The 14927-nt window shown below is 44.3% G+C and carries 13 protein-coding genes; all 13 read left to right on the top strand.

Annotated elements, in window-relative coordinates; translation table 11 throughout:
* Positions 1 to 14: 14 nt before the first annotated feature.
* Positions 15 to 2372 carry an endonuclease MutS2 gene (locus RH061_RS17430; protein ID WP_311072071.1) on the top strand — a complete coding sequence of 786 codons (2358 nt, stop codon included), beginning with the start codon at positions 15 to 17 and terminating at the stop codon, positions 2370 to 2372.
* 114 nt (positions 2373 to 2486) lie between these two features.
* Positions 2487 to 2891 (top strand): DUF350 domain-containing protein, encoded by a 405-nt coding sequence (locus RH061_RS17425; protein WP_192471451.1) that lies wholly within the window; start codon positions 2487 to 2489, stop codon positions 2889 to 2891.
* A 587-nt stretch (positions 2892 to 3478) separates the two neighbouring features.
* Positions 3479 to 5182, top strand: a complete 1704-nt coding sequence (locus RH061_RS17420; protein ID WP_311072068.1) for a long-chain-fatty-acid--CoA ligase — start codon at positions 3479 to 3481, stop codon at positions 5180 to 5182.
* Between the two features lie 219 nt (positions 5183 to 5401).
* Positions 5402 to 6004 (top strand): fatty acid metabolism transcriptional regulator FadR, encoded by a 603-nt coding sequence (locus RH061_RS17415; protein WP_102263803.1) that lies wholly within the window; start codon positions 5402 to 5404, stop codon positions 6002 to 6004.
* A 128-nt stretch (positions 6005 to 6132) separates the two neighbouring features.
* On the top strand, positions 6133 to 6906 hold the full coding sequence (locus RH061_RS17410; RefSeq protein WP_311072066.1) for an enoyl-CoA hydratase: 774 nt from the start codon (positions 6133 to 6135) through the stop codon (positions 6904 to 6906).
* Positions 6907 to 6995: 89 nt separating this feature from the next.
* Complete coding sequence (locus RH061_RS17405; protein ID WP_214740293.1) at positions 6996 to 7769, top strand: electron transfer flavoprotein subunit beta/FixA family protein; 774 nt, start codon at positions 6996 to 6998, stop codon at positions 7767 to 7769.
* Positions 7770 to 7807: 38 nt separating this feature from the next.
* Positions 7808 to 8785, top strand: coding sequence for an electron transfer flavoprotein subunit alpha/FixB family protein (locus RH061_RS17400; RefSeq protein ID WP_311072063.1), 978 nt, complete (start codon positions 7808 to 7810; stop codon positions 8783 to 8785).
* Positions 8786 to 8946: 161 nt separating this feature from the next.
* Positions 8947 to 9261, top strand: coding sequence for a thioredoxin (gene trxA / locus RH061_RS17395; RefSeq protein ID WP_023627075.1), 315 nt, complete (start codon positions 8947 to 8949; stop codon positions 9259 to 9261).
* Positions 9262 to 9504: 243 nt separating this feature from the next.
* Complete coding sequence (locus RH061_RS17390) at positions 9505 to 10719, top strand: hypothetical protein (RefSeq protein ID WP_311072061.1); 1215 nt, start codon at positions 9505 to 9507, stop codon at positions 10717 to 10719.
* Between the two features lie 90 nt (positions 10720 to 10809).
* Positions 10810 to 11760 carry an NAD-dependent epimerase/dehydratase family protein gene (locus tag RH061_RS17385; RefSeq protein WP_311072058.1) on the top strand — a complete coding sequence of 317 codons (951 nt, stop codon included), beginning with the start codon at positions 10810 to 10812 and terminating at the stop codon, positions 11758 to 11760.
* Positions 11744 to 12664, top strand: coding sequence for a lysylphosphatidylglycerol synthase transmembrane domain-containing protein (locus RH061_RS17380; protein WP_311072057.1), 921 nt, complete (start codon positions 11744 to 11746; stop codon positions 12662 to 12664). The genes RH061_RS17385 and RH061_RS17380 overlap by 17 nt, the downstream gene beginning before the upstream one ends.
* Positions 12661 to 14136 carry an alkaline phosphatase family protein gene (locus tag RH061_RS17375; protein ID WP_311072055.1) on the top strand — a complete coding sequence of 492 codons (1476 nt, stop codon included), beginning with the start codon at positions 12661 to 12663 and terminating at the stop codon, positions 14134 to 14136. The genes RH061_RS17380 and RH061_RS17375 overlap by 4 nt, the downstream gene beginning before the upstream one ends.
* Positions 14123 to 14902 carry a glycosyltransferase family 2 protein gene (locus RH061_RS17370; RefSeq protein WP_311072053.1) on the top strand — a complete coding sequence of 260 codons (780 nt, stop codon included), beginning with the start codon at positions 14123 to 14125 and terminating at the stop codon, positions 14900 to 14902. Before RH061_RS17375 ends, RH061_RS17370 begins: the two co-directional genes overlap by 14 nt.
* The last annotated feature ends 25 nt before the right edge of the window (positions 14903 to 14927 follow it).

Genomic DNA, 14927 nt, shown 5'->3' with positions numbered 1-14927 from the left:
AAGGAGGAAATTTTGTGCAGCAGCGAGTTTTGAAAACACTTGAATTTGATAAAATCAGGAACCAACTGATTGAGCATGCCTCATCCTCGTTAGGACGGGAGAAAGCAATTGCTTTGATGCCTTCGGTGGATTACGCAGAAGTATCCCGTTTACAGGAAGAGACGGATGAAGCAGCCAAAGTTCTAAGATTGAAAGGGAATGTACCGTTAGGCGGCATTCATGATATAAGGCCACATGTGAAAAGAGCCCAGATTGGCGGGATGCTAAGTCCTCTGGAACTAGTGCAGGTGGCAAGCACCGTGCACGCAAGCAGGCAAATGAAACGCTTTGTTGAAGATTTGCAGGACGTGACCGAAGTCCCTATTTTATTGAGCTATACCGAGGGAATCATCGTGCTCGCTCATTTGGAAGAATCGATCCGAAATGCAATCGATGAGGGAGGCGAAGTTCTTGACGGAGCGAGTGAAGCACTAAGGTCACTCCGCCAGCAGATGCGTACGCGAGAAGCAAGGGTTCGTGAAAAGCTGGAGAGCATGATCCGTTCATCCAACGCATCCAAAATGCTCTCCGATGCCATCATCACCATCAGGAACGACCGATTTGTCATTCCTGTAAAACAGGAATATCGCGGGCATTACGGCGGGATCATCCATGACCAAAGCTCATCAGGACAGACGCTGTTCATTGAGCCCCAATCTGTCGTCCAGCTGAATAACGAACTTCAAAGCATCCGTGTGAAAGAACAGCAGGAAATCGAAAGAATCCTGGCAGAACTTTCTGACCTTACTGCCGAAAATCATGATGAGCTTCTTGATATTGTCAGCATCATGGGTGAGCTTGACTTCATGTTTGCAAAGGCACGATACGGTAGCAAGATCAAGGGCTCGAAGCCAACCGTCAATGATGAGGGGCGTATCAACCTTTTTCAGGCAAGGCATCCATTGATTTCGATGGACGAAGTAGTCCCTAATAGCGTCACTTTAGGCAGTGATTATACGACGATTGTCATCACTGGTCCGAATACCGGCGGTAAAACCGTGACTTTAAAGACAGTTGGACTTTGTACGCTGATGGCGCAGGCCGGCTTGCAGATTCCCGCTCTCGACGGCTCTGAGGTAGCTGTTTTTGGATCAGTTTATGCCGATATCGGTGACGAACAATCGATCGAGCAAAGTTTGAGTACTTTTTCATCCCATATGGTCAATATCGTGGAAATCCTTGAAAAAGTTGACCACAATAGCCTTGTATTATTCGATGAGCTGGGTGCGGGAACGGATCCTCAGGAAGGAGCCGCCCTTGCAATCTCTATACTGGACGAAGTGTACCAGCGCGGGGCAAGAGTGATCGCGACTACTCACTATCCAGAGTTAAAGGCATATGGCTACAACCGGGAAGGCGTTATCAATGCCAGCGTTGAATTTGACGTGGAAACACTGAGCCCGACCTATAAATTATTGATTGGAGTACCGGGCCGAAGCAATGCCTTCGAAATCTCCAAGAGGCTCGGCTTGAGAGAATCTGTCATCAATACGGCAAGGTCCTATATCAGTGCCGACAGCAATGAAGTTGAAAATATGATTGCTTCCCTTGAATCCAGCCGGAAGCAGGCAGAACGAGAACGTGAAGAGGCACACGAGCTGCTGAAGGATGCCGAAAAGCTGCATAAAGATCTGCAAAAACAGATGGCCGAGTATTATGAGAAGAAAGAGCAACTAGCGGAAAAGGCAAAAGGAAAAGCAGCATCCATTGTGGAAAAAGCGAAGGAAGAAGCGGAAGAAATCATCCGCGACCTTCGTAAGCTGCGGCTTGAAAAAGGAGCGGAAATCAAAGAGCATGAATTGATCGACGCCAAAAGGCGCCTTAGCGAGGCGACTCCTGAGCTAAGCCAGGTGAAGAAAGGCAGCGGCAAAGCGAAACCTGCAAAGCACGAGTTCAAGCCTGGGGACGAGGTCAAGGTTCTGACATTTGACCAGAAAGGCCATCTTGTCGAGCGCGTTAATGCGAAAGAATGGCAGGTCCAGATCGGCATCCTCAAGATGAAGGTGAAAGAGTCTGATATGGAATATATCAATACTCCGAAGCCGGTTGAAACAAAGCCAATCGCAATCGTGAAGGGCAAGGATTTCCACGTTGGCCTTGAGCTAGACCTCAGGGGTGAGCGATATGAAGATGCACTGATGAGAGTGGAGAAATACATCGATGATGCCTTGCTGGCAGGCTATCCGAGGGTCAATATCATCCACGGAAAAGGAACGGGTGCCTTAAGACAGGGAGTCCAGGAATACCTTCGCAACCATCGCTCCGTCAAGAAAATAAGGTTCGGAGATGCAGGAGAAGGCGGAACAGGTGTGACAGTAGTAGAATTTAAGTAGTTTACGCTCTTTGTAGTGTTATTAAGGCTTTGAAAAAATCCTAAATAGATGCAAATTCATGTGTGAACACTTTATAATAGGCATTGGGGTAAATCTTTATCAGGGAGAATGGGTATGGATCATTTTTGGGAAAATGAATTTATAGTGACAGCTGGTTATTACAGTGTATCGATTCTCTGTATCGTTGTATTCCTTGCTGTTTTTGAACTAGTGACCAAATATCGCAATTGGGAAGAAATCAAAAAGGGCAATATTTCCGTCGCGATGGCCACTGGCGGAAAAATCTTTGGTGTAGCTAATATATTCCGGCATTCCATCAATCAGCATGATTCACTGCTCACGATGATCAGCTGGGGAGTATTTGGCTTCATCCTGCTTTTGATTGGATACTTTATCTTTGAATTCCTGACACCAAAGTTCAATATCGATAAAGAAATAGAAAACGACAACCGTGCAGTAGGCCTGATCTCCATGGTCATTTCAATCGGCCTGTCTTATATCATCGGCGCAGGAATTTAACAGGGGGATCTAGAAGAGTGGAAAAACTGGCTAAAATATTGCTGATTCTATGTGGAATATTCCTGTTAGTCGGCATTATCTATATGATGTTTTTTGTATAAAAGATTTAAAGCCGCCTTAATATAATTGGCGGTTTTTTTTTTGCTTTGCTAAAGCTAAATTTCGTTTATACATCCTGTTGATTGGAGTGGAAGGCGCGAAGACTCCTCCGAAAATGCTAACGCATTTCCCTCGTGCGTGGGCAGGTTCGAGGAAGCAGAATCAATGTCCTGCGGGATCAGCTGGACAGGTGAGACCCCGCAGACGCCGAAGGCGGTGAGGAGGCTCACCGCCAGCCCCGCGGAAAGCGAAGCGCCTGGAACGGAAATCAACAGCCTCATTTTTCCTCCAATTAAGTTAAAAACTCTAGAAAAGATAGGTTTTATTTTTCGCATTATAGAAGAAATAGAAAGAAGCAGACCCAGGCGCTTAAATTAGGAGTTTGTCCCTATAATCCTCCAAAAAACTATTCTAATTGTCATAAAAAGACCATTATATTATAATGAGAGATAGAATTTTCAAAAAATTTTAAATAAGGAGGCAACAAGATGGAAGTTGAAAAGCCATGGCTGTCGCAATATCCTCCAGAAATCCCTGCTCATTTGGAACTTAAGGAGGCAACCGTCCAGGACTATTTGAAGCATACTGCTGAAAAATACCCTGAGAAGATTGCAATCCACTTCATGGGCAAAGAACTGACGTATAAGCAAGTCTACAACTATGCGAAAAAGCTGGCTGCTTATTTGCAGGAACTGGGAATCGAAAAAGGGGACAGGGTAGCGATCATGCTCCCGAATACTCCTCAGTCTATCATCAGTTACTATGCAATCCTGATGGCCGGCGGAATTGTCGTCCAAACAAACCCTCTGTATATGGAGAGAGAGCTTGAATACCAGATGAAGGACTCTGGAGCTAAAGCCATCATCACGCTCGACATTTTATTCCCTAGGGTATCAAAGGTCATCGCAAACACGGATTTAGAGAATGTAATTGTAACCGCTATCAAGGACTATCTTCCTTTCCCTAAAAGTCTTGTCTATCCATTCATCCAGAAAAAGCAATATGGAATCATCGTGAACGTGAAGCATGAAGGCCAGAATCATCTTTTTACCGAAATCATGAAAAATCCGGCTGGAAATATCAAAGAATATGAGATGGATTTTGAAGAAGACCTGGCACTTTTGCAATATACCGGAGGAACGACTGGGTTTCCGAAAGGGGTCATGCTGACTCATAAAAACTTGATTGCGAATGCGGCAATGAGCAATGCATGGCTTTACAAATGCAAAGAAGGTGAAGAGACCGTCCTGGCAATCCTGCCTTTCTTCCATGTCTATGGAATGACAGCCGTCCTGATACTATCGGTAATGCAAGGGTCGAAAATGGTCCTATTGCCGAAGTTCGATCCTGAAACCACATTAAAGACAATTCAGAAGCAGAAGCCTACACTGTTTCCGGGGGCACCTACCATCTATATCGGTCTGCTGAATCATCCGGACTTGAAAAAATATGATCTATCGTCAATTGATTCCTGTATTAGCGGTTCAGCTCCACTGCCGGTCGAGGTACAGGAGAAATTTGAACAGATCACTGGAGGAAAGCTTGTTGAAGGATATGGACTAACTGAATCATCCCCAGTCACTCATGCGAATTTCCTTTGGGACAAAAAACGTGTGAAAGGGAGCATTGGCGTACCTTGGCCAGATACCGATTCTGTTGTTCTATCAATGGAAACTGGTGAACCGCTGCCTCCTGGAGAAGTTGGAGAGATAGCAGTCAAAGGTCCGCAGGTAATGAAGGGCTACTGGAACAGGCCGGAAGAAACAGAGCAAGTGCTCAAAGATGGTTGGCTGCTGACTGGCGACCTTGGCTATATGGACGAGGAAGGATATTTCTACATTGTCGACAGGAAGAAGGACATGATCATTGCCGGAGGCTTTAATATTTATCCGCGTGAGATCGAAGAAGTTCTTTATGAGCATCCAGCTGTTCAGGAAGTAGTGGCGGCAGGAATACCGGACCCTTATCGGGGTGAAACGGTAAAAGTATATATCGTTCTCAAGGATGGTGCCCAAGCGACAGAAGAAGAACTGAATGAATATTGCCGAAAACATCTTGCAGCATACAAGGTTCCAAGATTATATGAGTTCAGGACAGAACTTCCAAAGACCGCGGTAGGTAAAATTCTCAGAAGAGCATTGGTAGATGAAGAGAAAGCAAAGAATCAGGAAGACGAGCAGAAGCGAGCTTAATTATAAAAAGCCGGCTCCCAATATCGGCTCTTTCTTTTTGAATAAGAAGGCTTGTCCAAATGAAACACATTTCCTTGACAGAAGTGTGAGTGAATACTATTATAAAAATATGAATGACGATTCATTCAGTAAATAGTATTGCAGACAAAAAATCGTAAACGGGAGTGTGCCGCTGTAGCATTTAATGCTTGTGCTTTTCCTGGAGCGGGAGTGAAAGAAATGAAGAAGAACAGGCCGAAATATATGCAAATAATTGACGCAGCAGTGGTCATTATCGCAGAAAACGGCTACCACCAGGCGCAGGTGTCTAAAATAGCAAAGCAGGCTGGAGTGGCTGATGGGACCATTTATTTGTATTTCAAGAATAAGGAAGACATACTGATTTCTCTGTTCCAGGAGAAAATGGGTTACTTCGTGGGAAGTATTGAAGAAAAAATTGCAGGAAAACAAACAGCGACAGAGAAATTATATATGTTGGTCGAAACACATTTCAAGATTCTATCAGATGACCGGCATCTTGCAATTGTAACCCAGCTGGAGCTAAGGCAGTCGAATAAGGATCTCAGGCACAAAATCAACGAGGTGCTTAAGGGCTACTTAATGCTGATCGACAAAATCATTTTGGAAGGCATAGAGAATGGCGAGTTTTCAAGCTCCCTTGATTTGCGTCTTGCAAGGCAGATGATTTTTGGTACAGTAGATGAAACTGCGACTTCATGGGTAATGAATGAACAGAAATACAGTCTTACTGACCTGGCTAAAGCGGTACACCAGCTGCTGATCAACGGCTGCGGTTACCAGGACACCAAACCGGTCCTTTAATCACGTCTTTTTCGACTTTCCGGCACTTCGAATGCCTGGAAGCGGAAAGGCAGGGTGAAAAGGCATGTTTCGCAGAAAGGAGTGATCCATGATGCGAAACCTGCCTTCATGTAAAAGGAGGGGAAAATGTGGAATATCTTAAATGGTCTGCGGAGGACAGGATCGCAACGATTACGATTGACCGTCCGCCGGCGAATGCCCTTGCATCCGGGCTGCTGAAGGAGCTTTCAGGAGTATTGGATGAAATCGAGGGGAATGAAGGAATCAGGGTAGTCTTAATTCATGGTGAAGGAAGGTTCTTCTCTGCAGGAGCGGATATCAAAGAATTCACCACCATTAAAACCGGAGAAGATTTTGCCAAGCTTGCTGAGTATGGCCAGGACCTTTTCGAGCGCATGGAGCATTATCCAAAGCCGATTATCGCTGCCATCCACGGTGCGGCATTGGGTGGAGGACTGGAGCTTGCAATGGCATGCCATTTCCGCCTGGTAGCTGAAAATGCGAAATTGGGATTGCCAGAGCTGCAGCTTGGATTGATTCCAGGCTTTGCAGGCAGCCAGCGTCTGCCACGATATGTGGGTGTTGCAAGAGCGGCCGAAATGCTGTTTACGAGCGACCCGATCACAGGTGTGGAAGCTGTCCAGTATGGATTGGCCAACCATGCTTACCCAGAGGAGCAGTTGCTTGAAAACGCATACAAGCTTGCTGGGAAAATTGCAAAAAAGAGTCCAGTTTCCCTGGGGGCAGCTATTAAATTATTAAACTATTCCAAGCATGAATCCTTTTACAAAGGAGTTAAGGAAGAAGCCAAGTACTTTGGCGATGTCTTCCTGTCTGAGGACGGCCAGGAGGGAATCCAGGCATTCCTGGAAAAAAGGTCGCCTGATTTTAAAGGCAGATAAGCAAACCTTTTAGCAACAAAATTTTTTTGAAATAAATTTTTCTAATCTTTAGAACAGCTAAAATGTTTGAATACTTAGGAGGGGAACAAATGAATATCTACGTTCTAATGAAAAGGACATTCGATACAGAAGAAAAAATCACGATCGCAAACGGCAAGATCAATGAAGATGGCGCTGAGTTCATCATCAATCCTTATGATGAGTATGCGATTGAGGAAGCAATCCAGGTAAGGGATGCTCACGGCGGCGAAGTTACTGTCGTTTCTGTAGGCAATGAAGAAACAGAGAAGCAGCTGCGAACAGCGTTAGCTATGGGAGCGGACAAAGCAGTATTGATCAATATCGAGGATGACGTTGAAGATGGTGACCAGTTCACAACTGCAAAAATCCTTGCTGAATACCTAAAGGATAAAGAAGCAGACTTGATCCTTGGCGGAAATGTCGCAATCGATGGCGGATCAGGCCAGGTAGGACCGCGTGTTGCTGAACAGCTTGGAATGCCTTATGTAACAACGATCACAAAACTAGAAATCAATGGAACTACTGCTACTATCACCAGAGACGTAGAAGGGGATTCAGAAGTCATTGAGACAAGCCTTCCTGTTCTTGTAACTGCACAACAGGGGCTGAATGAGCCTCGCTATCCATCTCTTCCAGGAATCATGAAAGCAAAGAAAAAGCCGCTTGATGAGCTTGAACTTGATGATCTTGATCTGGATGAGGACGATGTAGAAGCTAAGACAAAGACAATCGAAATTTATCTTCCTCCGCAAAAAGAGGCAGGAAAGGTCCTTCAAGGCGAACTTGCTGACCAGGTTAAGGAACTTGTCAACCTGCTTCACACTGAAGCGAAAGTCGTTTAACACATAAAGGAAGAATAAATACGCAGGAGGTAAATCAAATGGCGAGAAAAGTATTAGTATTGGGAGAAGCACGTGACGGACAACTTAGAAACGTTTCCTTCGAAGCAATCGCAGCTGCAAAAACAGTAGCTGAGGGCGGAGAAGTAGTTGGAGTATTGATCGGAGAGTCTGTAAGTTCATTAGGTAACGATCTATACCAGTATGGTGCTGACAAAGTAGTGGCAGTAGAAGATGCCAAGCTTGCACAATATACACCAGATGGTTTTTCACAAGCATTAATGGCTGTGATTGAACAGGAAAACCCGGAAGGTATCATTTTTGGCCATACATCACTTGGAAAAGACCTTGCACCTAAAATCGCAAGCAAATTGGGTTCCGGCCTGATTTCGGATGCGGTAGCGGTTGAAGAAGCAGGCGGCAACCTTGTTTTCACTCGTCCAATCTATTCTGGTAAAGCTTTTGAAAAGAAGATTGTTACTGATGGACTAGTGTTTGCGACAATCCGTCCAAACAACATCGCTCCATTGGAAAAAGATGCAGGTAAATCCGGAGAGGTTTCAACAGTCTCTGTAGAAATCAAAGACTTGAGAACGATCATTAAAGATGTTGTCCGCAAAGCGACTGAAGGTGTAGATCTTTCAGAAGCAAAAGTTGTCGTAGCAGGCGGCCGCGGTGTGAAGAGCGAAGAAGGCTTCGAGCCGCTGAAGGAACTCGCTGACGTTCTTGGCGGAGCTGTAGGAGCTTCACGTGGTGCATGTGATGCTGACTACTGTGATTATTCTCTGCAAATCGGACAGACGGGTAAAGTCGTAACTCCAGACTTATATATCGCTGCGGGTATCTCAGGAGCAATCCAGCACCTTGCCGGAATGTCCAACTCCAAGGTCATTGTCGCAATCAACAAAGATCCTGAAGCAAATATTTTCAAAGTTGCAGACTACGGTATCGTAGGAGACTTATTCGAAGTCATTCCAATGCTTACTGAAGAATTCAAAAAACTTAAAGTGAATGCATAAAATAACACATGAAAACGGACGTCAACAACGTCCGTTTTTCATTTTTTACAGGAATATTCAATTGCAAAGAGGGTAAATTACAACAAGAGCAGATAAATAGCATCAATTGGTAAACGATGATATACTGACGTTAGTATTCAGATTATTTAGGAGGCATTCAAATGGCTATTACACATGCTACTGACGCAACTTTTGCTAACGAAACAGGATCAGGCCTAGTGCTTGTTGACTTTTGGGCACCTTGGTGCGGCCCATGTAAAATGATCGCTCCTGTACTTGAAGAACTAGATTCAGAAATGGGCGACAAAGTAAAAATCGTAAAGCTTGATGTTGATGACAATCAGCAAACAGCAGCTCAATATGGCATCATGAGCATCCCGACATTGCTTGTCCTTAAAGATGGCCAACCGGTTGATAAAGTAGTCGGTTTCCAGCCTAAAGAAGCACTTGCAGGACGTCTTCAGCAACACATCTAATCCTTCAGAAAAATCCCGCCATTCCTTTGAATGGCGGGATTTTTTTGTTTTTGACACCATTCAATCAAGAAATTCTCCCGTTTGGGACATAATAAATGCGGTGTTCAAAACTTTGTCAAAGTTTTCTCATAAAGATTATTGACAGTGAAAATCATTCTCGATTATAATAACAACTGTCAATGAAAATCATTATCAATTATAATCTAGCATCGTAAAAAACATTTACATTGGGGGACTTCAACAATGAAGAAGAAGCATTTAAAAGCGGTTTTTGCAAGTTTTTTAATGGCGAGTACAGTACTTGCTGCTTGCGGAGGAGACGAATCAGCTGAAAAGCCAGAGGAAAACAAACAAGCAGAAACTGATAAAGAAACAGAAGACAAAAACACAGAAGAAACAAAAGAAGTAAAAATAGAGGATACGGATGCTGCAAAGCAGGCTGCAGCTTATGCTGACATGATGGCAGAGCTTGTGAAGGCAAAGGAAGACCAGGAAGTAAACTGGGACACAGTCCAGGAAAAATATGAAGCAGGTCTTCAAAAAGACGTAGCAGAGCTTGCTCCTGAATTTGATCAAGCCATCCAGGCAGCGCTTGCAGCAGGTAAAAACGGCGAGATGGAGCCAATCATCTCCGTTCAGTTAATTGATAAGACAACACAATCTTATTTCTATCAAAACCAAAAAGCGCTTCAAAAGGAAGCAGCTGCTGCTCTAGCAGAGGATAAAAAGGAAGAGGCGAATCTAGCATTCGTTCAAATCCAGCACTTAGCTGAAAAAGTGTTCATCCCAACTGCTGAGAAACGTGATAATTATTATGAACTCAGCGGAGATTCAAGCCTTGTGGAAAACATCAATTCAGGATTAAGCGCACAGGAGGAAGCCCTTAATTCAGGAAATGCAGAAGACTTCCAGGTATTCCTTCAGGTGACCGATAAATCAATCTACAGAAGCTACTACCTTGCATCAAAATCATACGCTGAGAAGATGGAAGTAGGAGCGAAAGAAGGAAAAGATTCAAAAGAATTGTCCATCATGCAGGCAGAAGCATGGGGCTTTTATCAGGCAATCAAAGGATCTCTTGGCGGTGGAGATGAGGCGGCTGCTGCAGAGCTAGACAAACTCTTCACGCTTAACACGACCGATCCTGCTACAATCAAAGCTGCAGAGACAAACGCGTTATTCGCAAAGGCTATCGCTGGTAAAATCAAAGGCTACTATGAAAAAGCTCCAAATCTTGTTGCTGAGGGCAATGCGGTAGAAGCTAAAGTAGGCGCAATGGAAGGCAATATGTTCCTGAAGATGCTTCAAGGCCAGATGACTGAAAAACTAGGTGAAGAAAAAACTCAGGCAGTTTTTGCAGATGCCGAAGCATGGTATAATGCGATTGCGGAAAATAAGCCGGAAGATGCAAAAGCTAAAAGCGACGCAGTAATTTCAGCAATAAATGGTTTGCTTTAAAAAAATGGGAGCCGCAGCGATGCGGCTCTATTTTTGCTTTCTCCATGAAATACTATGATAAAATGGCTTGAGGAAGAAAGAGGTGTGGTCTTGAAGATATTAATTACAGGCGGAGCAGGTTTCATCGGCAGCCATTTTGCTGTCAAAATGCTCAAGGAGCAGCATGAAATAGCAATCATCGATAACTTGCATCCCTACTATTCTGTCGATAGAAAAAAACAGCATCTAGAGGTCATTAAAGAAGCTGGCGATTTTCAGTTTTATCAAACGAATCTCCTTGATCGTGATGAAACGATCAACATCATCAAAGAAATTTCACCGGAAGCCATTGTGCATCTGGCAGCATTGCCGGGAGTCGCCTATTCAATTCTTCGTCCACTGGAATACATAGATTATGATGTGAAGGCTACTGTTAACGTACTTGAAGGTGCCGGGATGGCTGGGGTGAAGCAGGTCATTTTTGCTTCTTCATCCTCTGTGTATGGAATGATGAAGAATGTACCGTTCAGGGAAGAGATGGCCGCAGGCAAACCTATCTCACCTTACGCAGCTTCAAAATACGCCGCTGAATCCTTTTGCCATGTGTATGGCCATCTTTATGGGATGAATGTTAAGATCCTCAGATTTTTTACGGTATACGGTCCATGGGGAAGGCCGGATATGGCAATCGCCAACTTCATTAAGAAATTGAAAAACAATGAAGAGATTACGATTTTTGGCCAGGGCGGTTCACGTGATTATACATATGTAGGTGACATTGTGAACGGAATGGGCCTTGCTCTGAAAAATTTGAAGCAGAGCGCCATTATCAATATTGGATCAGGCAGGCCAATTTCAATGGACCAGCTTCTGGACGAGCTTAGGGTTTACTATCCTGATATGAAGATCAGAACTGAAAAAAATCGTGCCGGAGACGTGGATAGGACCTGGGCTGATATTTCCCTGGCGCGTGAATTGCTTGATTATGAACCAGAGGTGGACTTTAGCAAAGGAATTGCAGAAACTGTGGCATGGGCAGAGCAACATGAAGACTTCCTTTAAGAAATTGATCTCCATACTGCTGATCATCGCATTTCTGATTATGACGTTTTACTTTCTTGATGCGGGCATGATCATGGGACAAATAAATGCCATTTTAACCAAACCTGGGATCCTGCTGTTCATTTTCACCAGTTATTTCTTCGCTTTTTTTACAAGAGGGGTTGCATGGAAGCTTTATTTGAATAATAGAGTAAAGCTTTCAACCTGCATGTACGGTTTGTTTTACAGCTTATTGCTGAATCACCTCCTCCCTGTCAAAGCGGGAGATTTTGCACGGATAGGGGTCATGAAAGCAAGGGAGCCTGACATTACCGGACAAGAAGCGTTTAATTCTGTGATTGTCCTCCGGGTAATGGATACGGTCATTTTATTCGGAATGGCTTCAGCAGGTTTGGCTTTTCTTAAGCTGCCTGTGAATGGAAAGCTGCTGTTATGGATCGGAGCAATTGGCTTTGTTGTCACAGTCCTTCTTTACTATAGATTCCAAGCTTTCTTTAAGAGGCAATTAATCATCATGAAAAATGCTTTCACAGGCTGGCGTGGAATCTGGATCATTGGATTGACCCTGATAAGCTGGATCCTGGAAGCTGCAGTGATTTATGGTGTCGTACTGAATGGGGGCAGCATCATCAGCTTTGTACAGGCAATTTGGGTAAACAGCATTACCGTTGCCGGGCAGATTTTCCAAATCACCCCCGGAGGGATTGCCAGCTATGAGGCCATTATGGTTTTTGCGTTAGGAGCAAATGGAATGGCTGCAGAGAATGCCTATTCAGCAGCGGTCATCACACATGGGTTGAAATATTTATTTTCTTTCATAGTCGGAGGGATTGCATTGGCAGCTTACCCTGTACCGGCGCATTTATTGAAAAAATGGACTAGAGAAAGGGGCAACGAATCATGAAAAGTGCTTCAAAGTTTGAGAAATTCGCGGCCCGAAGCTGGAATTTGCTAAATGAGGGGAAGCCTTTTACGCCAATTTTCACAGTTGGCACAATGGTATTATTTCATCTTGGGGAGTTTGGGAGTCCTGAAAGTTTGGTGGAGTTTTTACTAGCCTTCCTTACTGTACTTCCACTATTCATTATCTATTTTATTTATGATTTTCCACTTTTTTTGAGAAACTATTTGTGGATACCATTCATCGTTTTTGTGATTATCTGGCCAGGACTCAATGTTCATTTGCTGCTTTTCGCGGCTGGACTGTACTTTTTCTTTACTGTATTTTTCTGGGGAACGCTTTACTATCACTTAAGGATCGGTACGTCATGGCTTAACTTCACAAGATTTTGGAAGCTTGTTCTGAAGAATAGTGACTCCACCAGCGGGAATGCCCAGGAACAGCTCCCGAAGGTATTCCTGCTGCTCTCTATTTGGGAAATGTCGTTCAGAACTCTAACCGCCGATGCAAATGTGCCGTTCTTTGATATTGCAATATTTTACGGCTTTGTTCTTCTTTTTGCCTTTATCCTGCACCGATATTTATTCGACTGGAAGCCAAAGGGATATGAAAGCTATACGAAGGACGTTGGACCTGAAGTGCCAGAAAATGGCCTGTCGGATAAGGTCATTGTCATCGTGATTGATGGAATGCGCAAGGAACGCTTTTATGAAGCAAATACACCGTTTCTCGATCAGTTAAAAGAAAATGGTACTGAGTATTTGAATATGGAAACTGTATACCCTGCTAGGACTGTTGTTTGCTTTAGTTCGATGTTCACTGGAACCTATCCGTTTGAACATGGCATTAAATCGAATATGGTCTACAGGCTGGGAGTTAATACAGAAACAATATTTGACTCGCTTCGCAAGGTGGGCAAAAGAGGGCGGCTCCTTGGCATTGCTCACCTCGTTGATGCGATGGGCAGTGATGTCGAGACCGTGACTGCTGTCATGCATAAGGATAAAGCGGACACAAACATGCTTGCGCGGGCAAGAAAGATCATGGATGAACAGGATCCAGATTTATTTATCGTCCAGATGATCGGTACGGATCAGGTTGGCCACAGCCGCGGCGTTCTTTATGATGATTATATTGAAAAAATCGAAGAGGCTGATGCGCTGATCAAGGAGTTTGTTCAATGGCTGGAAGCAGAAGGGAAGATGGAGAACACGACACTTGTTGTCTGTGCGGACCACGGCCAGGCTGATGGCATCGGCGGTCACGGACACCTGGATGAAGGAGAAAGGTTTGTTCCATTTTTCATGCATGGACCGCATATTGCCAAAGGAAATAAGGTGCAGGAAAAGCACAGCCTGGTTTCACTGGCACCAACGATTTCCTACTTGATGGGTGCACCTTATCCAGCCAGCAGCAGGGGAAAGGTTTTAATGGATGCAATAAAAGCAGAGAAGGATGAGAATGCAAGTGAGTAAAGTTATCGTATTTTTGCCAGCTTTCAACGAAGAAGAATCCATTGCGGAAGTAATTGAAAATATCCCGCGCAGTTTCGCAGGAGCGGACAAAGTGGAGGTTTTGATCATAGATGATGGTTCGACGGACGGTACTGTAGCGGAAGCGAAAAAAGCTGGCGCCGACCATATAATAAGCTTTGAAGAAAACCGCGGCCTGGGCGCCGCGGTCCGTAAAGGGATAGAAGAATGTTACCTCATGGGGGCTGATGTCGGGGTGATGATCGATGCAGATGGAGAGTACCCGGCATGGCAGATTCCTGACATAGTCAAACCCATCCTTAATGGGGAAGCAGATTATACGATGGGTTCCCGATTTATGGGCAGTATAAAAGGGATGAAATTTCACCGCAGGATGGGGAACTATTTTTTCACCTTCCTGCAAACATTCTTGTTGAGGAAGTGGCTGTATGATGGCCAATCCGGGATGAGGGCGTTTTCGCGAAATGTGCTACAGCATGCCGAAATCATCCATGATTACAATTACGCTCAAGTGTTGACGCTGAACCTTGTCAGAAAGGGATTCAGGGTTCTGGAAGTACCAATACAATACAGAGTAAGGACAACTGGGACATCGTTTATCTCATTCAAAAAATATATGACGAATGTCGTGCCCGCCGTGTATCGGGAAATGGCCAGGCCGGTTTCAAAAGTTGCTGGAGAAAAGAAATCTCAACTTAGAAGCAGTGAAAATAGTGACAATAAAGTGACGGTTATCAAATATGATTGACAATCAAAATGATAATCATTATCAT

This window comes from Mesobacillus jeotgali (assembly GCF_031759225.1).
Classification (GTDB): Bacteria; Bacillota; Bacilli; order Bacillales; family Cytobacillaceae; genus Mesobacillus; species Mesobacillus jeotgali_B.
This window is presented reverse-complemented; position numbering and strand designations above follow the sequence as displayed.

Bases quoted from the DNA above. Each gene is read 5' to 3' on its own strand.
- RH061_RS17400 (WP_311072063.1), top strand. From the start codon at position 7,808: ATGGCGAGAAAAGTATTAGTATTGGGAGAAGCACGTGACGGACAACTT.
- RH061_RS17380 (WP_311072057.1), top strand. From the start codon at position 11,744: ATGAAGACTTCCTTTAAGAAATTGATCTCCATACTGCTGATCATCGCA.
- trxA (WP_023627075.1), top strand. From the start codon at position 8,947: ATGGCTATTACACATGCTACTGACGCAACTTTTGCTAACGAAACAGGA.
- RH061_RS17425 (WP_192471451.1), top strand. From the start codon at position 2,487: ATGGATCATTTTTGGGAAAATGAATTTATAGTGACAGCTGGTTATTAC.
- RH061_RS17375 (WP_311072055.1), top strand. From the start codon at position 12,661: ATGAAAAGTGCTTCAAAGTTTGAGAAATTCGCGGCCCGAAGCTGGAAT.
- RH061_RS17415 (WP_102263803.1), top strand. From the start codon at position 5,402: ATGAAGAAGAACAGGCCGAAATATATGCAAATAATTGACGCAGCAGTG.
- RH061_RS17390 (WP_311072061.1), top strand. From the start codon at position 9,505: ATGAAGAAGAAGCATTTAAAAGCGGTTTTTGCAAGTTTTTTAATGGCG.
- RH061_RS17370 (WP_311072053.1), top strand. From the start codon at position 14,123: ATGCAAGTGAGTAAAGTTATCGTATTTTTGCCAGCTTTCAACGAAGAA.
- RH061_RS17405 (WP_214740293.1), top strand. From the start codon at position 6,996: ATGAATATCTACGTTCTAATGAAAAGGACATTCGATACAGAAGAAAAA.
- RH061_RS17420 (WP_311072068.1), top strand. From the start codon at position 3,479: ATGGAAGTTGAAAAGCCATGGCTGTCGCAATATCCTCCAGAAATCCCT.